The 26,246-nt window shown below is 40.8% G+C and carries 18 protein-coding genes and 1 riboswitch; of the genes, 5 read left to right on the top strand and 13 right to left on the bottom strand.

The annotated features are described in order from the left end of the window. Window positions 1-21 precede the first annotated feature (21 nt). From KHA99_RS11695 to KHA99_RS11675, 5 genes are all read right to left on the bottom strand, one after another. The gene (locus KHA99_RS11695; protein WP_213117618.1) at window positions 22-4,176 is read right to left on the bottom strand and encodes an Ig-like domain-containing protein; all 4,155 of its coding nucleotides are present in this window, start codon (window positions 4,174-4,176) and stop codon (window positions 22-24) included. Window positions 4,177-4,498: 322 nt separating this feature from the next. Further along, window positions 4,499-7,195 (bottom strand): glucosaminidase domain-containing protein, encoded by a 2,697-nt coding sequence (locus tag KHA99_RS11690; protein ID WP_213117617.1) that lies wholly within the window; start codon window positions 7,193-7,195, stop codon window positions 4,499-4,501. 182 nt (window positions 7,196-7,377) lie between these two features. After that, window positions 7,378-9,420 carry an N-acetylmuramoyl-L-alanine amidase gene (locus tag KHA99_RS11685; protein WP_213117616.1) on the bottom strand — a complete coding sequence of 681 codons (2,043 nt, stop codon included), beginning with the start codon at window positions 9,418-9,420 and terminating at the stop codon, window positions 7,378-7,380. A 162-nt stretch (window positions 9,421-9,582) separates the two neighbouring features. Continuing rightward, entirely contained in the window at window positions 9,583-10,461 is an 879-nt protein-coding gene (galU, locus tag KHA99_RS11680; protein ID WP_213117615.1) for a UTP--glucose-1-phosphate uridylyltransferase GalU, read from the bottom strand. Between the two features lie 174 nt (window positions 10,462-10,635). Continuing rightward, on the bottom strand, window positions 10,636-13,035 hold the full coding sequence (locus KHA99_RS11675; protein ID WP_213117614.1) for an immune inhibitor A domain-containing protein: 2,400 nt from the start codon (window positions 13,033-13,035) through the stop codon (window positions 10,636-10,638). 275 nt (window positions 13,036-13,310) lie between these two features. Between KHA99_RS11675 and KHA99_RS11670 the strand changes: the two genes are divergently transcribed. Beyond that, a complete protein-coding gene (locus tag KHA99_RS11670; RefSeq protein ID WP_213117613.1) occupies window positions 13,311-13,925 on the top strand; it encodes a hypothetical protein in 615 nt (204 codons plus the stop codon). Between the two features lie 67 nt (window positions 13,926-13,992). Here KHA99_RS11670 and KHA99_RS11665 read toward each other — a convergent pair whose 3' ends face one another. Continuing rightward, window positions 13,993-14,907, bottom strand: coding sequence for a CPBP family intramembrane glutamic endopeptidase (locus KHA99_RS11665; protein WP_213117612.1), 915 nt, complete (start codon window positions 14,905-14,907; stop codon window positions 13,993-13,995). 453 nt (window positions 14,908-15,360) lie between these two features. On the opposite strand from KHA99_RS11665, the gene KHA99_RS11660 reads away from it, so the two are divergent. After that, window positions 15,361-17,142: a vWA domain-containing protein gene (locus KHA99_RS11660; RefSeq protein ID WP_213117611.1), complete on the top strand. Its 1,782-nt coding sequence runs from the start codon at window positions 15,361-15,363 to the stop codon at window positions 17,140-17,142. Between the two features lie 143 nt (window positions 17,143-17,285). Next, on the top strand, window positions 17,286-17,909 hold the full coding sequence (locus KHA99_RS11655) for a LysE family translocator (protein ID WP_213117610.1): 624 nt from the start codon (window positions 17,286-17,288) through the stop codon (window positions 17,907-17,909). Window positions 17,910-17,943: 34 nt separating this feature from the next. Here KHA99_RS11655 and KHA99_RS11650 read toward each other — a convergent pair whose 3' ends face one another. From KHA99_RS11650 to KHA99_RS11625, 6 genes are all read right to left on the bottom strand, one after another. After that, window positions 17,944-19,221 carry a UDP-glucose dehydrogenase family protein gene (locus KHA99_RS11650; protein WP_213117609.1) on the bottom strand — a complete coding sequence of 426 codons (1,278 nt, stop codon included), beginning with the start codon at window positions 19,219-19,221 and terminating at the stop codon, window positions 17,944-17,946. A gap of 224 nt (window positions 19,222-19,445) precedes the next feature. Continuing rightward, complete coding sequence (locus KHA99_RS11645) at window positions 19,446-20,048, bottom strand: response regulator transcription factor (protein ID WP_213117608.1); 603 nt, start codon at window positions 20,046-20,048, stop codon at window positions 19,446-19,448. Next, window positions 20,045-21,178, bottom strand: a complete 1,134-nt coding sequence (locus tag KHA99_RS11640; RefSeq protein WP_213117607.1) for a sensor histidine kinase — start codon at window positions 21,176-21,178, stop codon at window positions 20,045-20,047. The genes KHA99_RS11645 and KHA99_RS11640 overlap by 4 nt, the downstream gene beginning before the upstream one ends. A 4-nt stretch (window positions 21,179-21,182) precedes the next feature. Continuing rightward, window positions 21,183-21,920, bottom strand: a complete 738-nt coding sequence (locus tag KHA99_RS11635) for an ABC transporter permease (RefSeq protein WP_213117606.1) — start codon at window positions 21,918-21,920, stop codon at window positions 21,183-21,185. Then, window positions 21,921-22,823 (bottom strand): ABC transporter ATP-binding protein, encoded by a 903-nt coding sequence (locus KHA99_RS11630; RefSeq protein ID WP_213117605.1) that lies wholly within the window; start codon window positions 22,821-22,823, stop codon window positions 21,921-21,923. A 363-nt stretch (window positions 22,824-23,186) separates the two neighbouring features. Next, window positions 23,187-23,327 carry a hypothetical protein gene (locus KHA99_RS11625; RefSeq protein WP_213117604.1) on the bottom strand — a complete coding sequence of 47 codons (141 nt, stop codon included), beginning with the start codon at window positions 23,325-23,327 and terminating at the stop codon, window positions 23,187-23,189. 335 nt (window positions 23,328-23,662) lie between these two features. Between KHA99_RS11625 and KHA99_RS11620 the strand changes: the two genes are divergently transcribed. After that, a complete protein-coding gene (locus KHA99_RS11620) occupies window positions 23,663-24,715 on the top strand; it encodes a multicopper oxidase domain-containing protein (protein WP_213117603.1) in 1,053 nt (350 codons plus the stop codon). 149 nt (window positions 24,716-24,864) lie between these two features. On the opposite strand, the gene KHA99_RS11615 is transcribed toward KHA99_RS11620, so the two are convergent. Next, window positions 24,865-25,041 (bottom strand): hypothetical protein, encoded by a 177-nt coding sequence (locus KHA99_RS11615; protein WP_213117602.1) that lies wholly within the window; start codon window positions 25,039-25,041, stop codon window positions 24,865-24,867. A gap of 48 nt (window positions 25,042-25,089) precedes the next feature. Then, a riboswitch (cyclic di-GMP riboswitch) is annotated at window positions 25,090-25,174 on the bottom strand. 234 nt (window positions 25,175-25,408) lie between these two features. Here KHA99_RS11615 and KHA99_RS11610 point away from each other — a divergent pair. Further along, on the top strand, window positions 25,409-26,185 hold the full coding sequence (locus KHA99_RS11610) for a M15 family metallopeptidase (protein ID WP_249366599.1): 777 nt from the start codon (window positions 25,409-25,411) through the stop codon (window positions 26,183-26,185). Window positions 26,186-26,246: the final 61 nt, after the last annotated feature.

Below are 26,246 nucleotides of genomic sequence, written 5' to 3'. Positions count from 1 at the left end.
TGTATTCATTTGCTTTAATTACTATCGTGCTCGCATATATGAGTTATCTTCACCAACTAGTCCGCCTTGACCTTTAGGAACAAGTTTGATTTCAATCGCCTCTAATCGTTTGGCTTGCCCTTCTGATCCGGCTTTCATTCCATTTTTAGCCCAACTCAGCCAACCATAATCTTGAATATGGACGCGGTAGTAAATATCATAGTAATTTGCTATTTCTCCAGTTAAATTGATTGTTATTGCTTCTAAGCGTTTAGCTTCTCCGGAGGTACCGGACATTGCACCATTAGCTACATTAGGCAACCAGCCATAATCTTGGACATGAGTAGAATAAATAACATCTCCGCTGTAAGAAGAATTTTGTAAATCTATCTTAATACCTTCTAACCGTTTTGCCTCACCTTGCGTTCCACTTAATATACCATCTTTAACATAGTTCATCCAGCCATAATCTTGTACATGGGTTGCATAAATAACAGATGGTATCTTTAAAAACGGATTTTCAGTCGGTCCAGGTGCTGAACCGCCTTTTTGGACTAAAACAATCTGGATAGCTTCCAATCGTTTAGATAGTCCTTGAGTCCCTGCAGATTGACCATTTTTGGCCCAATCCAACCAGCCATAGGTTTCTGCATGAACACGATAGTAGATATCAAAATGCTTTGCCATTTCACCAGTAAGTTTTATTTCGACGGCTTCAAGGCGCTTAGCTTTTCCTTCCGTACCTGACATGACTCCATCAGCAACAAAGTCCTGCCATCCATAATCTTGAACATGGGTTCTGTAAATAATTCCTCCTGGATAAGGAGCTTTATTCCTATCTAAGGAAATCGTGATTGATTCCAAACGTTTAGCCTGTCCACTAGTTCCAGATACTGCTCCATCAAAGACCGGCGATTGCCATCCATAATCCTGAACATGAGTGGCATATTTTACAGAAGGAAAGTTTTTCACAATAACGATTGCGTCTTCGCTGCTATTTCCTGCTACATCTGTAGCGATAACCGTTATTGCAGTTCCCGCGGGCTGTAAGGGAATATCTACTTTGAATGTACCGTCTAATTCCACCTTATCAGTTCTAATTACTAAATCATTTGACTTAACTGTGATGGTTGTCCCTGCCTCCGCCATTCCGGTTATTTGCCCATCTTCGTCGGTTACTAGATTAACTTCGGGTTTCGTCGGAGCTGTAACGTCCTTCACTGTTACAGTCATTTCGTCACTCGTATTTCCAGTTTCATCCGTAGCAGTAAGAGATATTTTTGTTCCTGCCAACTGTAATGGTATATCTACCGTAAACGATCCATCGGATTCAACCTGGGCAGTTCGAATCACTGATCCATCCACTTTCACTTCAATCGATGTTCTTGCTTCCGCTTTTCCCGTTATTTGTGTGGATTGATCAGTTACTTCATTGACCTCGGGTTTCGTTGGTGCGGTGACATCCTTCACCTTTACAGTGGATTCTTTACTAATATTTCCAGCTTTATCTGTAGCAATAAGAGTTAATGTAGTTCCAGCTGGCTGTAATGGAATTTCAATTGTAAATGTACCGTCAGACTTTACGATGCCCGTTCCAATTACTGAATCATTTACCTTTACTTCGACTGTTGTTCCGGTTTCCGCCTTTCCTGATACTTGTGTGGATTGATCCGTTATTTCATTAACTTCGGGTTTCGTCGGAGCTGTAACATCCTTCACCCTCACTGTGGATTCCTCACTTGTATTTCTAGCTTCATCTGTAGCGGTAATAGATATTTTAGTTCCTGCCAATTGTAATGGAACATCTGCTGTAAAGGTACCATCGGATTCAACTGGGGCTGTTCCAATCACAGATCCATCCACTTTCACTTCAATCGTTGTTCCCACTTCTGCTTTTCCCGTTACTTGTCTGGATTGATCCGTTACTTCATTAACTTCCGGTGGAGCAGGTGCCGTATCATCTGTAACGGTAATGTCTAAAGATTCACTTTCCACTCCATTTTCACTAATCGCGTGAACTTTAAGGACTGTTCCTGCTGATAATGTTGGAATTTGAATAGTAAAATCACCAGACTCATTTGCTGTTCCTGTCCATTCAGAACTTTCAGTTTTGGCTATAATAGTAGAATTTTGCTGGGCATTGCCTTTAATGCTAGTACTTTGATCGGTTACCTCATCGACAGTAAAAAATTTATATTTCTCTGTATATACTTTCGACTGATTTCCGAATTTATCCACTGCAATAAATTTAAGAGTTGTATCTTTATTGATTTTGATCGGCTCACTATATTTATTACTTGAGATGGAAGGATCTTCTCCATTCAAAGTATAGTAAATGCTGCCAGCCTCAGACATAGTTAACTCAACTAATTTTGGACCGCCATAGTATCCTCCCGGTATTTTGGCATTTGCCGCAGGAGCCACCGTATCAATAATATTTAATGGGAACTGCTTTTTTATTGTATTGCCAAACACATCGATAAAGGAAACTGTAAGATGGTCTTTGCTTCCAACATTCAAATCATGTAAATAAAATGTTCCGTTCCATCTTAAATCTACTTTATTATCTTCAATATACATATCAGCAATCGGCAGTGTTGCACCTTCCATATATTTAATAATTCCATTTTCGGCAACAATTGGTGATGTATAAAACTCAATCGGAAATTCTTCCACCGGACGGTTAGACACAGACATCGTACTGATATTATTCATACCACTGCGGATATTGACTGTTCCGTTATAAAGGGTTGATGACCAACCATAACGAACATTATTGGCATGGATGGTACCTTTGACATTAAATGTTCCATAACTCACTAGAGCACCAAGCACATAAATATTTCCATTTACAGTTACATCGCCATTTATCGTTAATACAGCCCCAGGGCCAATGTAAACATCGCCATTAATCGATTCGGATGTCCATGTTTCATTTTTGGTGACCACTCTTTGGTTCAATGGTTTAATACTTACACCATCTGTAACAGCAAATTCCCCGCTTGATAAATCCACCCTTTCACCCAAACTCGATAAATACTTATTATATAACGCTAAATCATTTCCAGCGTTATCCTTTATTGAGATACTGTAAATCCTCCATAACCCATTTTCAATCTGATCGGTAATTTCTATTTTCGTTTCATATTTTCCGGTTTCCGGGTTATATTTTAATGAGAAGCCTTGCAGTTTTTCTGTAATCGGGGTTTGATAACTCAAATAGACAGACTTGATTCCTGTTTCCTTGTCCTCTGCTGTGATACTTATTTTAACTGTATCACCGACACTTGCTTCTTTCGGTTCTACCTCTATATTGTTTAATGCTGGCTTCGTTACATCCGCTCCTGTTGTACCCGTTACGTGAAAATCACCACTTGATAAATCGGCTCTTTCGCCAAAACTTGATAAATCTTTATTATATAACGCTAAATCATTTCCAGCGTTATCTTTTATTGAGATACTATAAATTTTCCAAAACCCATTTTCTATCTGATTCGTAACCTCTATTTTCGTTTCATATTTACCAGTATCCGGATTATATTTTAGTGTGTACCCTTGCAGCTTTTCTGTAATCGGGGTTTGGTAACTCATATAGACAGATTTGATTCCCGTTTCCTTGTCCTCTGCTGTAATACTTATTTTAACTGTATCACCAACACTAGCTTCTCTCGTTTCCACCTCTATGCTGTTTAATGCTGGCTTCGTTACATCCGCTTCTGTTGTACCCGTTACGTGAAAATCACCGCTTGATAAATCCGCCTTATCGCCAAAACTTGATAAATCCTTATTATATAATGCTAAATCATTCTCAGCATTATCCTTTATTGAAATACTGTAAATTTTCCACGTCCCATTTTCAATCTGATTTGTAATGTCTATTTTCGTTTCATATTTACCAGTATCCGTGTTATATTTTAATGTGTACCCTTGCAGCTTTTCTGTAATCGGGGTTTGGTAACTCATATAAACAGACTTGATTCCCGATTCGGCATCTTCCGCATCTATACTAATTTTAACAGTATCTCCTATTCCAACTTCTTGAGATTCTATTGTAATACCCTTTAATATTGGTTTTGTAGTATCTGCAGCGGCAAGTACTTTCCCGATTTGAAAGATTCCGCTTTGAAAAATCAGTAAAACAGATAGAGTAAGTACTATTACTTTAAATATTACCCTTTTAAAATTTTCAGAAAACATTTCTTTCTCTTTCCCTTCGCATAGCCTATTAAACTCTTTATTAAATTACTTAAGAACCACTTTTATTTTGCAACACATAGGTAATTAGAATATTTGTTTGGTTCTTAAATTAAATCCCCCATTATTGATTTCTAAAAATAGACTATATTTATTATAACTTAATTTCTATATTAAACTGTTTAAATTAATCACTTCGAGTATTTTCCAATTATCCGTGGTCTTTTAACTAAATTTAAACTGTTTTCACAATTTGCCCTATTAATGAATGAAGGACTGCCCCCAAAAGTACTTTTTACATTACTTTTGAGAGCAGCCCTTTATTTTATTTATATACTGGATATTCCAGGAATACAGTAAATGGTTGAATTTTATAAACGTCATACATAACTTGAACTTGTTTAGATGCCCATCCAATGTCCGTTGCATATTGATGCCCAGCTCTGTTATAAGTAGCCATTACTTGTGGGTTCCAACGCATTTCATATAACGTGTTTTGAACTACACTATAAGTGTTATTGCCACCCAAATAACCATTGTCAATAAAGGATGCACCACCCACTATTGCATCGTATGGAGTAAACCAACCTTTTTCATAAGCTGTTTTTGCCCCACATTCAACCGGGCAGTTATCAAGCGCTCCTACACCATACATGTTATAAACTGTTCTACCATTATATTCTACTCCTTTTGCAAGAGTCGAAGTACCATTTCCCGTTTCTAACAAAGTATGTGCCATTAAATATACTTCATTTATCCCATATTTATTTCCTGCATCAATGAAGGCTTGACCTTGACCTGCTAATATTCCTTTTCCAACAAGATATTGATTTAAAGTCTCTTTTGAAACTCCACTAGGTTTTGTTAGGTCCATGAATTGAAATCTTTGTTTCTCATCATTTATAAAATTAGTTGGATTCAAATAATAAAGGACATCTGAAGACATTGCATTACGCCAAGCACCCACACTAACTCTATCCCAGTCACCAGCTTCTTCTAAAACAATGAATAAAGTATTCTTCATTACAGTAGCGTAAATATGACTGCCTGAACTCTTTTCTGCTCTAATATTAAGATAATCAACAGTAGCTTGACCGATTCTCAAATTAGCTGACGCAAGAGCACTATGCACGTATAAAACCTGTCCATTGTATTCAATTTTATACCATCTTGTACTACCTGAGAACGAATCACCGGTAACATTAGCATCTAATACTTTGTATAATGCTCCTTTTCCAACGTTAATAGCTATATTATCATTATTCAAAGTTGGAGAAGTCCTAAGGTTTACACTGCTTCCCGTTATCGAACCACCATTAAATACGTTAAGGTATTGACTGCTGACATATGCAGGAGCATTTGCGTATTTATCAGTCTGTGGCGTAACATTCATTTGCATATTTAACGCATCATTTAGAGTGATATTATAGTAGTTAGTCAAATCTGACTGAATAAATGGTTTATTCGTTGAGCCTGGTGCTGCCCCACCTTTTTCAACTAACATAATCTGAATAGCTTCCAACCGTTTTGAAAGTCCTTGTGTACCTGCAGATTCCCCGTTTTTAGCCCAATCCAGCCAACCATAATCTTGTGCATGAACACGGTAATAAATATCGTAATGTTGCGCCATTTCACCGGTTAGGTTAATTTGAATCGCTTCTAAACGTTTACCTTCTCCAGATGTTCCAGAAATTGCACCGTTTGATACATTATTTAACCAGCCATACCCTTGAACGTGGGTCTTGTAAGTAATACCCCCGGCATAAGGAATCTTATCCAATGAAATCTTGATGGCTTCCAAGCGTTTTGCTTGTCCTTGTGTTCCTGACATTTTTCCATCAGATACACCCGATAACCAACCATAATCTTGAACATGGGTAGTATAAACAACAGATGGATCCATAATAATTGGTCTATTTGTTGAACCTGGGGCAGCTCCACCTTTTTCCACCAAAACAATCTCTATGGCTTCCAAGCGCTTCGACAGTCCCTGTGTACCTGCAGATTCCCCGTTTTTAGCCCAATCCAACCAACCATAATCTTGTGCGTGAACACGGTAATAAACATCGTAATGTTGTGCCATTTCACCTGTTAGATTGATTTGAATCGCTTCTAAACGTTTACTTTCTCCAGATGTTCCAGATATTGCCCCATCTGATACATTGTTTAACCAGCCATAATCTTGAACGTGAGTCTTGTAAGAAATACCTCCAGAATATGGAGTATTTCCTAAGGAAATCTTGATGGCTTCCATTCGTTTCGCCTGGCCTTGTGTCCCTGACATTTGTCCATCGGACACACCTGTTAACCACCCGTAATCTTGAACATGGGTTGAATAAACAACAGAAGGATTTTCTATGGGAGTACTTTCTGAAGCAGTTTGTACTGTATTGGGATTATTCTCACTTTCTATTGAATTAACATTAGAAGAGTTTACTACCCCAGATGAATCTACATCAGAATTTAAAGAATCATATTCTTCTTTAGTAATTACTAGTTTTTGGTTATTTTTGTCAGTTGAATAGTAAATTAAGCCTTTCTTTTGAATCACAGTGCCGTTTTCATCTACTAAGTCTACTTCCTCAATTGAAGTTCCATTTTTATTTTCAGCTACAACTGTAATTTGCTCTTTTAAATCTACAGGCTTTACTTCATCAACTTTAAAAGAATCAGACAAAGCTAATCTATATTGAATACTTTCATTTTCAGATATGGCTAATTCATTTAATTCATTATTAACATTTACCGTAATATCCTTTACTTCAGTTGATGAATCATTTTGAATTTCAATTTTACCATTTACAGCTGTTTTGGATTCATCCGCCCATCCAGTCAATATCAACTTTACATTTTCACGTATGACTACCTCTTGTTCTCCACCATTATAATGAATGAAATAATAGATAGATCCTTCTACAAAATTTCCAGTATCGGAGCTTTCTATTGCATAAGCAATATTTCCTACAGTAGGAAATGCAGAACCCATTAATAGCGTTCCGATAAGAACTATACTTCTTCGCATTTATCATTCTCCCTGTAGTTTTTTTACATAAAAACACGAATAAGAACTAAATTCGACAATCTTCATGTATTAACTCTATTAGTCTAACATAAAAATCAGGTTAAAGACTATATCAATATTACTATTTTCGACAATAAAAATATACCAAAAAACCCCCAAAAGTACTTGGGGGTTTTCATGAATTAATATGTTTTAAAGTAATCATCAATTGCATCAGCAATTGCTTTTCCCAGTATATTTTGATATGACTCCGTGAATAATTTCTGGCGTTCGCTAGAATTATTTATAAAGCCAATCTCTATTAAAGTGGCAGGCATAGCCGATTCCCGTACGACTGAAAAATCTGCCCCATCAGTTCCACGGTTAGTGGCTCCTGTATATGCAATCATTTTTTCTTGAATTAAATTTGCAAGTTTCATACTCTTTGCAATTCTGTCTGGATTAGTAGCCATACCAGCATTGATTTTTGAAGGATTTGTTGGATCACTTTCATAGAAGTAAGACTCAATACCACTAACTGAAGTTGTTGATGTTCCCGTAGAGTTAGTGTGGATACTAACGAAGATATCTGCATGTAAATTATTTGCCATTTGAGAACGATCCAGCAATGGTATAGATGTATTGTCATTTCTGGACATATAAACTGTATAGCCGCGATTTACTAATAATGCTTGTGCTTTTTTCGCAACAGCTAAATTTAAGTCCGCTTCTCGATACCCGCCTGCAGTTGCACCAGGGTCAGATCCACCATGTCCAGGATCTAAAAATACTGTCCATGATTGTTTAAATGCCTCGTTTACACTTACTGGTTCACCTTGGCCTTTAGGGACTAACTTGATTTGGATAGCTTCTAATCGTTTTGAACGCCCTTCGGTACCAGCTTTCATCCCATTTTTCGCCCAACCTAACCAACCATAATCTTGTGCGTGAACTCGATAATAAATATCATAGTAATTTGCTATTTCACCAGTTAAATTAATTTTAATGGCTTCCAATCGCTTGCTTTGTCCAGTGGTACCTGAAACTTCACCATTGGAAACATCTTTCATCCAGCCATAATCTTGAACATGAGTTGAATATATAATATCTCCATTATAAGGAGTATTGGGTAGAGTAATTTTAATTGCCTCCATACGTTTACCCTGCCCTTGGGTTCCACTCGTTGCTCCGTCTTCTACATACCCCAACCAACCATATGATTCAACATGAGTTGAATAAGCAACAGATAGTTTTTTTACAAATGGTTGATCTGTTGAGCCAGGAGCTGCTCCACCTTTTGGCACCAAAACAACCTCAATTGCTTCCAAGCGTTTTGAAAATCCCTCTGTACCAGCGGATTCTCCATTCTTTGCCCAACCTAACCAGCCAAAATCTTGTGCATGAACTCGATAGTATATATCATAATTTTCAGCTTGGGTACCAGTTAAATCGATCTTAATAGCTTCCAAGCGTTTTCCTTGTCCTGTAGTTCCACTCTCTTTTCCATTGGAAACATAAGGAAGCCACCCATAATCTTGAACATGTGTGGAGTATTTCACACCTAAGTCTTCTACATTATCGACTGAAATTTTAATACTTTCCAGTCGTTTTGCTTGCCCTTCTGTACCGGACAATTCTCCATCTGAAACAGGGTTTTGCCATCCAATGTCTTGTACATGAGTGGCATATTGAATAGAAGGTGTCCCAATTGTTGATTCTGCATTGGTTGAATTTAAAGCTTCTTCAGAAGTTCCTTCACTAACTACAGTACTGTCCTTCGAAGATGGGGTCTCACTAACTACAAAACTGTCCTCCGAAGATGGAGTCTCATTTACACTTTGAGTACTGGTAGCATTAGGTTCATTTGTCACTTCCTCAACGTTAAATGTATCAGACACTTCTAATCTATAAAATATACTTTCTTTTTCCGGGACTGAAATTTCCTTTAGGTCATTGGTAACATCAATCGTGATATCTTCTGTTTGATTTATGGAATCAGTATGAATATTAATCTTACCCTTAACAGAAGATTTTGCTTCATCTGTCCAACCATTTAACGTCAATGATACATTGTCATTTAGTACTGTTTCTTGATTTTCACCATTATAATGGATGATAAAATAACTTGAAATTTCAGGTGAAGTTCCTAAAGTTGTAGTATCTAATCCATTTGCATTACTTCCTTTTGGAAGAGATCCAAAAAAGATTAATAGTACAGAAAAAAATAATAAAACCTTTCTATTCATCCTCCTACTCCCATTCTACAAATTTTTACAAACAATATTGTTATTCTATCATAAAGTAAGTAGAAATAATTGCGAGTATATTACTATTTTTACAAAAAAACACTATGAGTAATAAACTTTTCTCATAGTGCATACTGAATATTTATTTTGGCTTATTTGGCATTACGATTGAAATTTGGCGATTTGACTTGCCATGAACCTTAATAAATCTTCCCGTAATTCTTCTTTCTGAAGAGCAAATTCAATCGTTGTCTCAATAAAACCTAATTTTTCCCCTACATCATACCTGTTGCCTTCAAATTCATAAGCAAATACCCGCTGAATATGATTTAGATTTTGTATAGCATCCGTAAGTTGGATTTCCCCTCCTGCACCAATTTCCTGCTTATCTAAAAACATGAAGATTTCAGGTGTAAAAATATATCTGCCGATAATGGCTAAATTTGATGGCGCTGTACCTAAGTGCGGTTTTTCGACAAAGTTTCGTACTTGATAAGAGTGGCCATGCTGTTCAATTGGATCGATAATACCATATCGATTTGTTTCCTCTTCAGGGACTTGCTGTACACCAATGACAGAAGAACGAGTTCTGTTAAATTCGTTCATTAGTTGTTTGAGGCAGGGAGTCTCTGCTTGAACGATGTCATCCCCAAGTAAAACCGCAAATGGTTCATCACCGATAAAATTCCGCGCACACCAAACAGCATGTCCCAATCCTTTAGGCTCTTTTTGTCTAATGTAATGGATGTCAGCCATTCTTGATGGTTCTTGAACCTTCTCCAACAAGTCAAATTTTTCTTTACTAAGGAGAGTTTGTTCAAGCTCATATGCGTAATCGAAATGATCTTCAATTGCCCTTTTTCCTTTACCAGTCACGATTATAATATCTTCAATTCCAGATTCTATCGCTTCTTCAATTATGTATTGAATCGTCGGTTTATCCACAATTGGCAGCATCTCTTTGGGCATGGCTTTTGTGGCAGGGAGAAAACGTGTTCCAAGACCAGCGGCAGGAATAATTGCCTTTTTCACATTTTTCATTATCATTCTTCCTTTCATCACCTTTAATTCAACAAACAGAAATTTCCCAGCTCATCGCTTTTATTACTAAAATTATTCCATAATAGTTGGGAATTAACAAGATGGAACGAAAATGGAAAAGGCATTCTTTACATATAAAAAGACACCGAGCAAAACCCGATGTCTCTCAATCTATTATTTATGGACCCAAACAGCCCCAGCGGAGTTGTCTTTTGCTTCACCGATGACTTGAACTTTAATAGGATACTGAGCAGGAACTTTAACTCCAGCATCAGGGATTACATTGTTAATGTAAGCCTTAGTGGAATCGAATTCCGTTACACCTGGAAGGCCTTTGTAATCGTAGATTCCGCGGGTTGGTGAGCTCACAGACCATGCAGGTGCCTGATCTAATGAGAACGCAGCATCCGCTACTTGGTAGCGAGTAGTTTGAGCGATGGAATCTTTACCCTTCAAGTTAAAGATAAGCGCTTCTGGATGAGAATCGACTACGCTTAGGAAGCCTTCACCAGGGTGGACACCGCCCCAGTTATCAGTAAACGTATCGTCACCATACCAAACTACTAAACCAGTATTATATTTTGCGTCACGAGAGTATTGCAGTGCCTTATCAGAGCCGGCGTAGTTTCTCCACTCTAGGTAATAGTAGTGAGGCTTTTTAATCCAGCCGTCCGATACTTCGAAACCGTCTAATGTTACTTGTGGTGTACCCTCTGCATCGTCGGAGAATTTCACTTGTCCATCAACTGTTAATTGAAGGTTATCAATTGCAAAACCGTCTGGAGCAAGACCGCCGTCTGTTACATAATTAAATACTAGTTTTACTTTTTTGCCAGCAAATTGGCTTAGATCTAGAGATTTATCTTCCCATTTGCCTTGAGAAGTTTCAAAACCACCTGAAGTGTTTTGATCACCAATTGTATCAAGTCTTACGCTCTTGCCATCTTCTGTTACTGCGTTAACATATAGGTAGTCATAATCAGCTTCAACTTTATAATACTGTTTGTAAGAGAAATCTGCAGCTGTCGCAGTTGTTAAATCAAATACAGGAGTTTCAAGTACCGTATTAAGGTCATCGCCTTTAGTGCTGTAATAGTATTTTGCGCCAAATTCAGGCTGGATTCCAGGAACCTTTTTAGCAGGAAGATTAACCTTCACAATTCCAGGATTCTTCGATTTCGTTACACTCTGGTCAATGACTGCAGCCAGACCATTTTGATCGATATCTTCATAGTTTACCTCTGTAATATTCGCCCAGTTTCCGCCGATTGTTTTTTGATAGAATTCTTTCACCTGCGGCGAGAAACTTGGCGGCTGTGTTCCGGCAATATGGCCGCTCCAGCTGCCGCCGCTCATGATCGACCATTGTGCAACTGTATCGCCATTACCGGTATATTGTGTATCATACTCATCTGGAGCCCCTAAGTCATGGCCATATTCGTGTGCGAATACGCCCACTGCTCCGTCTTCAGGCTCAACAGTGTAGTCATAAGCTGCCATTTTACCGCCCCAGTAATCTACAGAAGCTGTAGTATTAGCGACAGGATAAACACCATTTAATGTCCAGCGGTGTGACCAAATTGCATCATCTCCAACTACTCCGCCGCCAGCCTCCTGGCCGACACCTGCATGAAGAACCATTAAGTGGTCAACTAAACCGTCTGGCTCGTTTCGATCGCCGTCACCATCTAGATCATATTGGTCGAATTTATCATAATCTGCTAAATTAATTCCAGATGCCACAGCTGCATTTAGTGCATCCTTAATAAGTCCGCGTGCTCCTTTTGTGCCAGGTTTATTATCATGGCCGCCTGCTGGACTGTCACCGCCATACTCAGCAGCGTTTCCTGGTACTGTCAACCAATCGGACACCGTACCGTCGACGGTGTAACTACCGCCTGATTGCTCTTCATAATATTGTTTAAATGTTTTAATCTTGTCTCCGTTGAAGAGAGTGAAATCTTCATCGCCAAACAACATTTTTTCATAATGTTCTTTGTTGAAGTCATCTGCGTACATATATCCGTCTTCTTGTTCTACATTATTGTGCTTTAAGTCAGCATACTCTACTAAAAGCACAAGAACCTTATCTTCACGAACATCCCCGTTATATGCTGCCTGCTTGGCAGAGTCTACTTTAACTGCGCCAGTCGGCTTACCTTTTTTGAAGTTTTCGTGACCTTTGTTAAGCTGTTTAGCTAGATTGTCCTTTTGCTTTGTTAAAAAGTCTTTTGCTTTTTTATCCATATCCTGCTGTTCTTTTGTAACTGCTTTGTCTGACTTGCTAGGCTTTTCTCCCTGCTTTTGCTTGATATAGGCTTTCACAGCCTTCGTTACTTCCTGAGAAGAAGCGTTCTTTGAAATCAGCCCCCGCTCCTGCAATGCTTTGGCCAGCCTGTCCTGATCAATGATGTTCAAATCAACAGGAGCCGATTCAACTTCAGCAGCATACGCTGGTTTTGCTGAAAATGGTGCTGCTTTTGTCCCAGCGAACGGCACTGTAAATAATGCCGATGCGGCTAATGTGGTTGCCGCGATGCTGGAAAATACCTTTAGACCGTAGTTCTTCTTCACTATGTATCCCCCCTAATAATAGACTCCTTTTTTATATTTTCAGAAGAGTCTGATTTGAATTCTATCACCCTGTAAGAATATTGTAAATAATGTCAATATAATAATAATTCAAAAGTACTAGAAAAAAACTCCATAATAATTCGTTGATATCAAGATTTTCGTGTCATATCTATATTTGTTAAATTATTTTATTAAAACGATTTAGGGAATAAATGGATTTAACTGCTACTTTTGTAGTAGTATAATAGTAATCTATTATTAATCGGGGTGCGTTCATGCTGACTCCTGCCCAACAAAAAGTCAAACAAGAGCTAGAGGAACTAAAGGCAAATGCTTCTTACAGGGAGCATCCGATGAGTGAAAATCCCATTCCGGCCAAAACAAACTCACATAAAAACTGGATATTTGCAGCCTTCGGAATTATTCTACTAATATTTTCCTCTATGTTAACTATCAATCTGGCAGGCCCAAAAAATGAGAATGTTGTCACCTATTTAAAAAAAGAGCAAAGGTACCAGAGGGAAAGTTCAACATTATTGGAGGATTGCCTAGAAAATAGAGCACCCAATCTTCAATGGGCTAAAGTGAAGCAGAACGAGCTGATCACAATGCTAAAGAATTTGCCGGTTCCTTCAGGCTTTCGTGAATATAACCAGGAACTGCTTAGTGTTTTTGAGCAGCGCCTTTTCATTATCACGTACCTTGCTGAAACGAAAACGATTGACCCTTTTCTGCTTCAAAAATCTTTAATCGAGCTTGATGTAAAACAGGAATTGGCTAAGGATAATTTACTGAAGGCCTTTGACAGCCAAAAAATAATATATCGTGTACAGGAAAATAGGGAGATTGAATATTGGGTAAGTGGCAAATCTTATCTTTATGAGGAATGACTCGTTTCATCTTATAATAACGGTCGATAAGAAAAGGTCACAGAGGGATTCTGTGACCTTTTTTCTATTATTCTGCTATTTGCCCCGCCTCAGTCTGTTCTAGCGGTGTGTGAATGCGTTTTTGCGCCGATTTTTCCTTTAGGAATAAAATCATGTGTACCACCAACAGTCCCCCTGCAAAAAGTTCGACAGCATAGTCGACGTAATACCATGACAGGGTTGCGGTGATGTCGTAGAGGGAGTGAACCAGCACGGTCAGCCATAGGTTTCGTGTCCATAAAAGAATGATTCCAAATAGAAAGCCCATGTTAGCGAAGGTAACTATGGACCCTATTTTTATTGTCCATGCCTGTTCGGTATCGAGTGTGTGGTCGATGCCGAAAAAAATCGAGGTCCAAAACAGGGCAGCCATTAGGAAGACATCTCTCGACCCACTCTCCCACCGTTTTGGAAAAAGTTTTTTGAAGACGGCAAGAATAAGGATTATATAGGCTAACCGCCATACCTCCTCCAAACCGGCAAGGGCGTCTGTATAAAGATCCGCGCCAATTGTATCGATTTTATCCATATAAGACCAAAATTTTGACTCTGCTGTTGCGGCGGTTCCCTTCTCTTCTTCTTGGTAGGTTTGCGTTTCGGTATAAGTTTGCACATATTGGTCATAATCAGAGTTAAATTCATCGAAAGTCATACTTGAATAGATGTTAATTACGGTGCTGCCTAGAAAGAAAATCAAAAATGCACCCGTAAATTGAAGGAGCTTCTGCCGTTTCGTTTTACAAGGGCCATGCTCCTGCTGGGGAGTGAGCCTTCGGTGAAGCTTGATGCCGATAAAAAGCGAAGCGACCATCACCGCGTCATAAAGGGTTCCTGCGAGATAGCTAAAGCGGTTGAGATAGAGCAGAATTTCGGCTCCAAAGACCACAACCAGCATACCAACAAGCAGCTGGATTGAAATAGGTTTAGTTAAATTCGTTATCATCAACGTCATTCCCTACAGGTTAATTTTGGGGGGATTTTCAAGTTTACTTACTTAATAAATGTACTGCCAGGATCCCTAAGCCATTTAATAAAAGCAAGAATACGAAACTGGCAATAATCCACTTCCATGTTCTCGTCATGCGATTTCCCCTTTTTAATGGTTATTTGAATTTGAGTTTAATAGAAATAATTTAACATATTGTTATGTGATAAGCATCAAAATATTCTTACCATTATCCGTAAACCGTCCACACTCCTCTGTAATCCCCCATTTTGAGGCACGAGAACCGTCCCCATGCATCACTCGAAACTTGTCGATAATACTTTTGTTTTTTTAGACAAATATTTTATGAAAAATATGGCAGGGTCGGTAGAATAGTATTATATAAAGAACATTGTGTGTTTATTTATTGAACACTTTCTAATAATAGATTACTAGTAGGGGGTTACATAGATGATTAAAAAGTGGATTTACCTTTTTGCCGTGTTTGTCTTCATCCTTAGTTCGGCGGGCGCTTACCGTGCTGAAGCTGCCACCCAGATGGAGCTTTCATCAAGGATTGAAGGGGTGCTAGTGGTCGATGTTAGCAAGTCGATGTTGTCCAGTGATCCAAACGGTCTTTCTAATGAGGCGATGAAGATGTTTGTTGACATGTCCTCTATCAAGGGGGACAAGATTGGCGTGATTGCTTACGGAAATGATGTCGAAAGTAAAAAGGATCTAACGAGAATCCAAACTGAAGCAGATAAACAGGCCATCAAGGGGTTTATCGATTCGCTTGGAAAATACAATAACACCGATATATCCGTTGGAGTGGCTGAGGCCCTCAAATTTTTGGACACTGGCCATGAATCAGGCTATATTCCGCTCATTGTCGTGCTCGCCGACGGCAACAATGATTTGGACAAAACCAAGCCGAAAACCAATCAGCAGGCGGATGAGCAGCTGGCCCAATCGGTGGTGGATGCAAAAGCGAAGGGCTATCCGATTTATGTCATTGGCTTGAACGCCGATGGCAAGCTGAATAAACAGCTGTTGCAGAATATTGCCGCCGGTACGAACGGGAAATTTTTCGAAACAAATAATGCCGCTGACCTGCCTGGAATTCTTAGTGAAATCTTTGCTGACCATTTGATGTTAAAAATGGTCCCCGTTAAAGATGTAACAGCAACCGAGGAGTTTCAGGATGTTCCATTTACCGTTCCGAATGAAAATGTCTTGGAGGCCAATATTTCGCTGATTTCCAGTAAGCCTGTTGAGCTGAAGCTGGTTGACCCGTCAGGAAAAGAGGTCGCTATCCCTTCCGACAATATTTCGTTAACGAAGTCAAAGAATTATTCGATGTTGAAATTGCTTAATCCCGTTCAAGGAAATTGGACTCTAAAAGTGAAAGGATTCCCGCAGGACAAGGTGGATGTAAAGCTTGTCTTCAATAATGACCTACAGCTGAAACTTGCCCCGTTGGTAAAGAATATTAAAACGGGCGATACCGTGAAGATTGAGGCTTTCTTTGAGGATAACGGCAAGAAAATCGTCAATAAGGATCTTTACCCTACGCTTAAGGCAAGTCTTTTTGTAAAGGATTCAGCTTCAGGGAAAACAGAGGAAATCCCTCTAAAGGCTGGGGACAAAGGGTTTTTCGGCGAGTTTAAAGCAGGGGACTCTGCCAGTTATGAATTAACAGTGAAGGCGGAAGGAAACAGCTTTTTCCGTGAGACCAAGCCGCAAACAATTGAAGTTGCTACGACTGGCGGGAAAGACATTGAGCCTGTTGCTGGCGATGTTAGTCCTTCCCCTTCAAAAAATTCAATACCATGGCTATACATTGCGATTGCCGCAGCTGTTGTGTTTCTTCTGGCGGTACCAAGCTTCTCTTATGCCTCTAAAAAGAAGAAGGAAAACCGTGGCTTTAGCGGCCAAATTGTGGTCGAGATAATGGATGAAGAAACAGGAGTAAGCACAGAGCCAAAGGTAAAAAAATTAAAAGCGTTTAAAGGAGAATTTCACTTGCGCCAGCTGTTCTTGCTCGATCAGGAATTTTCCGAAACCGACCAAATAACCTTCGTGCCGATAACGGACAATACCTTGCTGCTCCTCAACAAATCCAGTTGTACGATTGACATGGGCGGCGAGTTGATTGATGCCGAAACCGGCCACCGGCTTAGAAGGAATGACAAGCTTTGTATTCATTTGCCTGAATTGCATAAGGCTATTTATATTGAGAATGTGAGTTAAATAAGTAGACTCCTTGCCTCCGATTTCCGGGCAGGAGTTTTTTTATTGGTACGTTCAAATGCTTTTTCACTTCAACGCATTATAATATTTTCAATATTATGATAAAATAGCATCACCATATATTTTCCATGGAGTGATAAAAATTGCTATCGTTTATCTTAGTTGTGCTTGTCCTATTCCTTATTCCCGGCCCCGCCGTCCTGTTAACGGTCACACAGACCGCCAATGGCGGGCGAAAATCAGGGATCATCACAGGTGTTGGGATTGCCGTCGGGGACTTGATCCATACGGTTGCGGCGGTGCTTGGACTTTCAGCCATCTTGATGACCTCCGCTCTTGCCTTTGAAATCGTGAAATATTTAGGGGCTGCTTATTTGATTTACATCGGAATTAAATCGTTTTTAGAAAAAGCAAAAAGTCAAACCGAAGCTGCCGCGGCGGCGAAACCTGGCTCAGCAGTCACCTCCTTTCGCCAGGCACTGCTCATTGAACTGTTGAATCCGAAAACAGCGCTGTTCTTTTTGGCCTTTCTGCCGCAATTTGTTCATCACAACGGAACGCCGGTTGTTTTACAATTGCTAACTCTCGGACTCACCTTCGTATTAATGAGCATCCTGTATACAACGCTTTTGGCATTTTTGACAAGCTCCATCGGGAAGCGGCTCTTTTCCAATCGGAACAGCCGATTCGCCCGCTGGCAGGGCAAAGTGGTTGGGACCATCTATATCGGCCTGGGATTGCAGCTGGTTTTGCAGAGCCAAAAATAATAAGGGGACAATTGTCCCCTTATCTTATCAAGATTTAGTGATTGGCGACTCCCAGATACCGAAAGCCAAGTTCCTCGATTTTTGTTTTATTGAGCATGTTTCTACCATCAAAGATGATAGGTTGTTTCATCAATTGCTTAAGGGCCGCCCAGTCTAAGGTTTTGTAGTCGTCCCAGTCGGTGCAAAGAATGACTGCATCAGCGCCTTTCACTGTTTCTTCCACCGTCGAAAACTGCATGAAGCCCACTGATTTTACGACGGGATCATGGACTTGAACCGCGGCCTGTTCCCCGCGCAGTTTTTCAATCAAAATCAAACTTGGCGATTCCCGTGTGTCGTCCGTATTGGCTTTAAAGGCTAATCCCAGCACGGCAATTGTTTTATTTTCCAAGTTCCCGCCCAACACCTGCCTGATTTTTTTCATAAAATAAAGCTGTTGTTCGTCGTTTACTTGAACCACCTTTTCCAATATCGAAAGCGGTCTTCCCGTTTCTTTGGACGTTTGGATTAAGGCATTGACATCCTTGGGGAAGCAGGAGCCGCCGAAGCCCATTCCAGCACGGAGGAAATGCGGGCCAATCCGGTGGTCGAGGCCAATCCCCGTGGAAATATCATTGACGTTAATCCCTAGCGCATCACAAACCCGGGCTAACTCATTAATAAAGGAAATTTTCATAGCGAGGAAGGAATTGGCGGCGTACTTGATCATTTCGGAGGCTTGCGGGTTGGTTTCAATGATTGGGCATTGAAAATCCTTGTATAGTTCCCGCATGACTGCTCTGGCTCTGTCACTTGAAGCACCTATGACGATCCGGTCGGGATTGAGTGCATCGTAAAGGGCGGAACCCTCACGTAGGAATTCTGGATTGGATACTACGTCAAAAGGGATGGGGGATGGCTGGTTCTCCTTAATCCAATTGGTGACTTTTTCAGCTGTGCCCACAGGTACCGTACTTTTGGTCACAATCACCTTGTAATGGTTCATATAGCGGCCGATTGTGCCTGCAACATTTTTTACAAAAGTGAGGTCGGCTTTTCCCTGTGGCCCCAAGGGTGTGCCGACGCAAATAAAGATGACATCGTTTTCTTTTACGGCCTTCTCGGTGTCAGTTGTAAAGCGGATGTTTTGAGCGCTGACATGCTTGGTCAATAAATCCTCAAGGCCAGGCTCGTAGAAATACAGTTTACCCGCTTGAAGTGCGTTTATTTTTCGTTCATCGAGATCCAGGCCGGTAACTTGATGCCCAATTTTGCAAAAAATAAGTCCGGTCGTCGTCCCGACATAGCCTGTTCCGACGATTAATATTTTCAAAACAGATGTAGTCCTCCTTTTCTCGAAAGGACTGAATAAGGCTCCCCAGGAGAATTCTTCAGATGTTCCCATTTATGGCTTTCAGCAGAGCCTTGTCCTCCCCTCAATTAAGATAGTATTAATCTATTCAGAAAATGATTTTAAGGAAGGTTGTTCTGCCTAGAGAAGAGGAAATGGGCAGTTGGTCTCGGACGGTTCTCATGTTTCAAACTGTCCCCAGTCCATTAGATCCACCCTTTTTGCCGGGCGATTGCCGACGCTTCAGTGCGGTTTTTGGCGCCGAGTTTGTGGATGATTTCGGAGATGTAGTTGCGGACGGTGCCGGATGAAAGATAGAGTGCGGATGTTATTTCTTTCGTTGTTTTGCCTAACGCTGCCAATCTTAGAATCTCTTGTTCCCGCTGGGTTAATGGGTTTTCCTCGCGAATGACATCGACCGCCAAATCGGGGCTGAACACCCGCTTTCCTGCCATGACCTTGCGAATTGCTCCGGCCAGGTCGTCAATTTCCCCATCCTTAAGCAAGTAGCCATGAACACCGATTTTTACCGCGCGTTCGAAATAACCAGGACGGGCAAAGGTGGTCAGAATGATGACCTTGCTCGGTGCTTCGAGCCCTGCCAGTTGTTCCGCTACCTCCAGTCCATTCAGTACAGGCATTTCAATATCCATTAAACAAACATCCGGCTTAAGCTTCAAGATGGAAGCGAGCGCCTCCTCCCCGTTCATTGCCTGGCCGATTACCTTCATGTCCTGCTCCAAATCTAACAAAGAGCCGAGTGCACCTAAAAGCATCCGCTGGTCCTCTGCTATAAATAATGTAATCATACTGCTGCTGCCTCCTTTTTTATAATCGGTACGTTGATTTCCAACACTGCCCCGTTTTGGTTACGCAACAACACCGAACCATCAATAAGTGCAAGCCTTTCTTCCATTCCCTTCAGCCCATTTCCGAAGGCGACCGTGGAGAGCGGAACCCCCATCCCGTCGTCGCGGACCATAGCCTTCAGCTTTTCTGCAGATAGATTAATAGATATCGAGCAATGTGTTGCCCGGCTGTGCTTGACCACGTTTGTTGCCGCCTCCTTTAGGCACATACTGATAATATTCTGCGTAAAAGGAGGAATGTTTGAAAAATCAATATCGCCATCGTATTGATAGGTAATGTCTGCTGCCCGTAAAATCTGCTGAACCTCGAGCAGCTCCTCGGTGATCGCAATGGCTCTCATATCCGTCACCAGCTCGCGCACTTGCTTTAACGCTGCCCGTGAGGTGACCTCCATTTCTTTGGCTTCACTACGTGCCCGCTCAGAATCAACCGGAATCAAACGCTGGACAAGCTGGCTCTTAAGCGTGAGAAGCGACAATGTATGCCCGAGAGTGTCGTGCAGGTCACGAGCAATCCTGACCCGCTCCTCCCGCTTCACCAGTTCCTCGATTCGTTGATTTGCCCGTTCAAGTTCCTGCTCTAGCTCCATCCGTCTGTTCATCGAACGGATGCCAAACGGTGAAATCAACATGATAATGAGAAAAGGAACGAAATATAACAGCTCTTTTGGTGTGAAAAACTGTTCAGTCCTAACCACATGGTAAATAAACGGGACAATTTCAACAAAAGCTAAACTGAACAGCCCGCGCTTAAACACCTTTTTATCACGATACCAGCCGATAAAATTCGCCGGAAAGAATCCCAAAAAAATGTGATTAAGACTATAAAAGACACTCAGGATAAACACAATGATAAGCTGGACCGCCAGCCAGTATGAGAATGCTTTTTTTTCCATCAAAAAATAAAGCTGACGGTACGTCAGCAAAAACAACAGCACCATCCCATAGCCAGCCAGCTGCTTTACTCCTGATTCCTTTGTCAAATAATAGATAGGAAACCCAAAATAAACGAGAAAGATATAGGGAAAAAGGCCGTATTTTCTTGGAAATATGCTGAATGATAGTTTCATTAAATCACACCGCTTCTTGTTTTCTTCTAATATACTTCGATAGTAGCATGAACAGGACCAAATAGGCGATAAGAATCAGTATATTTTTCCAATCCGGCATCCCTCCGCGGACAATCTCCCAGGCCCCGCTGCCGAAATTATAGGACGGAAGCCATTTTCCAATAGTCTGCATGATTTTTGGCATCACATCAAGCGGCATCCACAAGCCCCCGGAAACCGCGAGTACCATGTACAGCACATTGCTGATGCCAGCCGCGGTCTCTACTTTCTTCATCAAGCCAATCAATGTGCCAATCGCTAGGAATGGCAGGGAGGCTAGCAGAATCCACAACCCACTCATAATCCATTCGAATGCTTTTAACGAAACCCCGTTAATGAGCGCTCCTGCGATAAAAATAATCGTGATAGACAAGGCATGAATCACGCTCTGCCCGACCATTTGCGCCGCAAAATAAACCGTGTCAGACAGCGGTGTCGTACGGATAAACGTTGACCAGCCCTGAGAGCGCTCCTGCACCATGCGGATCCCGAGGGTCATCATTGACGAACCCATCACGCTGAACACCGTCATTGACATTAAATAATGCGCCTGCCACTCGGCTTTATTCGGAACATCGGCATTCACTAAATTAGTGAAAACATAATAAAAAATAATCGGCATCAGCAGAGACCAAAACACAAAATAGCGATTCCTCAGCACCCTGATGATTTCTGTTTTACATTGCATTTTAAAAGTTTTCATTTAGATGGCATCCTTTGTTTCGCTGGTCAGCTGCTCAAACGCTTCCTCCAGCTTTCCTCGTTCAATTTGGATGTCACGTGCCCCAATTTTTTCTTGAAAAAGCAGCTCGAGAATTCGGTCCGTGTTTTCCGTATGAATGTAGACCCGGTTATTTTTTCGAAAAATATCATGGATTTCGATGTTAAGATATAGTTTTTCAAGTGATATTTCCGGGTCGACGATAAAGGAAACGGACTGCTTGGAAATGCTTGCTTTAATTTGTGCAGGCGTTCCATCGGCGGCAATCGCTCCGTCTTTAAACAATAAAATCCTGTCGGCCGCGTCATCCGCTTCCTGTAAGTAGTGAGTCGAAAAAATGATCGTTTTGCCCTCCTCTGCTAGTGTTCGTACCGTTTGCCAAAAGCGTTTTCGCGCATGTATATCCATGCCGACAGTCGGTTCGTCAAAAATAATCAGCTCCGGGTTTCCTGCCAGTGCTAGGGCAAAGCTAAGGCGCCGCTTTTGTCCACCCGATAACTTTTCCGCCCGTGTTCTTAAATCCTGTTCAGTAAGACCTGTCAGCTCTATGAGTTCCTCCATGGCTAGCGGCTGTGGATAATAGCTTCTGATTAGCTCGAGAACCTCGCCAACTCTAAGGCCCTGCATCACACTGACCTCCTGCAGCATTGTGCCAATTTTTTCCCTAACCTGCTTTTCCTGGGGAGGAAGGTTGAATAACCGGACCTCTCCGGATGTGGGCTTAAGCAGTCCCAATATCATCGATATCGTCGTCGTCTTTCCGGCACCGTTCGGTCCGAGGATTGCTACAACTTCACCTTTTGTGATGGAAAAAGAAACATCGTTTACTGCCTTTTTACGGTGGAATGACTTTGTCACGTTTGTTACAGTTAGAATTTCGTTCATTTCTGAACACCTCCTGATTACTTGATTTCATTGTACGTTGAGGAGGCGTTGCTTTTTAGTAAGCATTGTCATCAAAATGAGGTGACAAATGTCATATTCTAAGAGGGGAAAAAGTCAGACTGTCCACAGGGTTGTTTTACCTATCCATAGTTTATAAACAAGTTTTTAACAGTATCCACATGGTTATCAACAGATTTATACAAGTTATCCACGATTTAACCAAGTAAAATATTTTTTTAAAAAATCAATTACCCACAAAAGCACACTAGTTACCCACAATTAGTAAAGATTTATCCACAAGTTATACACATTATGCACAAATAAATAGGAACTAGATATTAGTTTCTAGTTCCATGGGGTTTATTACTGCTGCGACCGTATTTCTGAAGATTGATTTTCATTATTTTCAACAATTTCCCGAAGTTCCCCTTCATCTCCTTTTGCATTAATAATTTCAAAAATTTGATTCAATCCATCGCTTGTTCCATCGTTTTTATTCTTCAAAAAAATCGCCTCCTTTTATTAATAGAATTACCACTATCAGCTGAGAAATTAGTATTTACACCATATAAATATTACTTTGCTCAGTTATTCACAAATTGTTCAAGAACACCCCATTTTTGAGTGACCAGCATCACTAGGAGCATTTCTAATAAAAGTAAAATGAAAATGTAATCATTAATCAAATAAATGAAAACTCGTCGATTGGCAAGTCCGATAGGACGAAGACAGAGGCGTAGTTGAATTTATGCGTTAAGAAAGTATAAAGCTTTCGACAGAAAGTTTGTACATTCTTATTAGCCAAAAAAAATTAGGAGTTCTAAATGGAGGGAAGAAAAATGGGTAAGTTTACAAAGGTTGCAGCAATGGTTGTCACATCCGCATTAATTCTAGGTGCTTGTGGTAAAGCTGATCTTTCAGTGGAAAAAAAGGTGGAGGCGCAAAGTGATAAGGAAGCTGCAGTCGAAGTATTCGCACCCCATAAAGGCCTAAACCAAAAACCAACTCCAATTAAGATTGACCGAATTAGCGAACATGAAGTGAATATTGAAATAACTGCTCAAATTACCGATATAGAAATCAACAAAGGCGAAATGTATAAGGCTTGGACATTTAACGGCGAAGCACCTGGTCCGGTGGTTGTCGTCAATCAAGGAGATAAAATCAATTTTACCTTAAAAAATATGGATCCATCCATCCCGCACAGCATGGACATGCACGCCGTACATGCAGCACCTTCTACGGATTTTGCAAATGTAATGCCTGATCACACCGGCACGTTCAGCTATCCTGCTGACAATCCTGGCGTATTCATGTACCACTGTGGCACGAAGCCAGTTCTCGCTCATATTGCGAACGGGATGCACGGGATGATTATTGTGAAACCGAAGGATGGCTACCCTACAGACTCTCAAGTGACTCGCGAATATGCGCTTGTGCAAAACGAGTGGTATAAATACAACAACCTAGAGGACTTTACAAATGGTGTTCCAAAATATGTAGTCTTTTCCGCGAAAGCGCTTAAAAACGGCGACCCAAACACAAATGGTGCCGTTGGCTCCCTTGTTGATAAACCGCTCCTTGCCAAGGTTGGTGACAGAGTGAGACTTTACGTGGACAACGTGGGCCCTAATGAAGTTTCTAGCTTCCATGTAGTCGGAACTGTCTTTGATGATGTGTATATTGACGGAAATCCATTCAACCACATGAAGGGAATACAAACCTTGCTGCTGCCAGCAAGCGGCGGTGCCGTGGTTGAGTTCACTGTAACAAAAGAAGGCAGCTATCCAATTGTAACACACCAATTCAACCATGCCACCAAGGGCGCTGTAGCAGTACTGAAGGTGACCAAAGACGGACATGACGATGGCAGCGCTGTAATGTCTCACTAAAATATGTATAGATGTAAAAAGAAATCGGCTGGGGAACAGCCGATTTCTTTTTTGTCTTGGCGAGAAAAGTGTCGAAAGATTCCTTGTCCCTCTGACATTTTTCATCTTATTTCACCTTAAGGATTTGCTATCTTAAAAGAAACCAATTTTTAGGTTAAAGGATTTAATTTAAAACCAAGTTCAATCGCCTTGCTATTGTGATAAATGGCTTTAATCTTCAACTTCCACCTTAGCTTCTCGCATAAACAATCTTTCTGCAGCAGCTCATTATGTCTGTACAGATAGACATGATAATAGTATTTTCCCTTTTGCCATAATTTTAACACATGAAAGCCTCCTCACTTGTCTTTACATAAACCGCTGGAGTATTCGTGTTCGGTAGCTGGCTAGCATCGTTGTTAAACATTAGCCCCTATAGCTTTGCGTCACCATTTTTCAATAGTTTTGCCGTTTCGTACGATTTATGTGTTTGTAAACAGCATAAATAACCTAATTTAAAATGAAAAGAGTCTTGGGTACTAATTTTTTTGAAAATTCACATAAGGTTTGCCTGCTGACAATAGGATCATGCTTTTGTTTATAGGAAAAAGGGCACACCTTGCTAGTGGGGCTTTATTTTTATAAGCATGTTTAAAAGTGGCTTTATTGTGTCCATGCTGTTATCAAATTCATTTTAAAAAAAGGAAGTTTGCGATGTTAAAAATATTTTCTGTGATGACTAGCTTGATAATTCTGCTCTTTCCTTTAACCGGCTGCATGGGAAAAAGCTTCTTTTCCCAGGACGATAAAGGTGTCACAGGAACCGAATCTGATGCTAAGGACGGCTCTTCATCCGTTGCCTCTGAGAAAAAGTCGGAACACCGTGATGGGCAGGTGCAAGAGGTGTTCAACCCAGAAAGTATTCCTGTGCTTGTAAATCAGTACAATATCTTACCTGAAAACTATCAACCTGAAGATTTAGTGTATCCAAACATCCCGTATATTTCTAATAAAAAAGCGGAAAAACAAAAAATGCGAAAGGAAGCGGCTGCGGCTATCGAAAAATTATTTGCCGCTGCCGAGGAACAGGGCATCGGTCTAGCCGGAGTTTCTGCCTATCGATCGTATACCTCACAAAAGGCGTTGTTCAATTATTACGTCAATCAGGATGGTATTAAAAAAGCGAAAACCTACAGTGCCGTGCCTGGGACAAGCGAACATGAAACGGGCCTTGCTATTGATGTAACGGGCGGGAACGGAAAATGCCCTGCGGAGGATTGCTTTGCGGGAACGGTGGAAGCTAAGTGGCTCGCGGACCATGCAGATGAGTATGGCTTCATTATCCGCTACCCGAAAGGAAAAGAATCCATCACCGGCTACAAATATGAGCCATGGCACCTTCGTTATGTTGGTAAAGCCATCGCCAAGGCTATCACCAAACATGGGATTACCCTAGAGGAATACTATGATGCGGTACCGGTGAATAATTGACAACGGTCTAGGGCTGCGACAACAGATTCTGAGGTTGGGGGTTGACTCATAAAACAGGGGT

Source organism: Neobacillus rhizophilus (assembly GCF_018343535.1).
GTDB lineage: Bacteria > Bacillota > Bacilli > Bacillales > Cytobacillaceae > Neobacillus > Neobacillus rhizophilus.
This window is presented reverse-complemented; position numbering and strand designations above follow the sequence as displayed.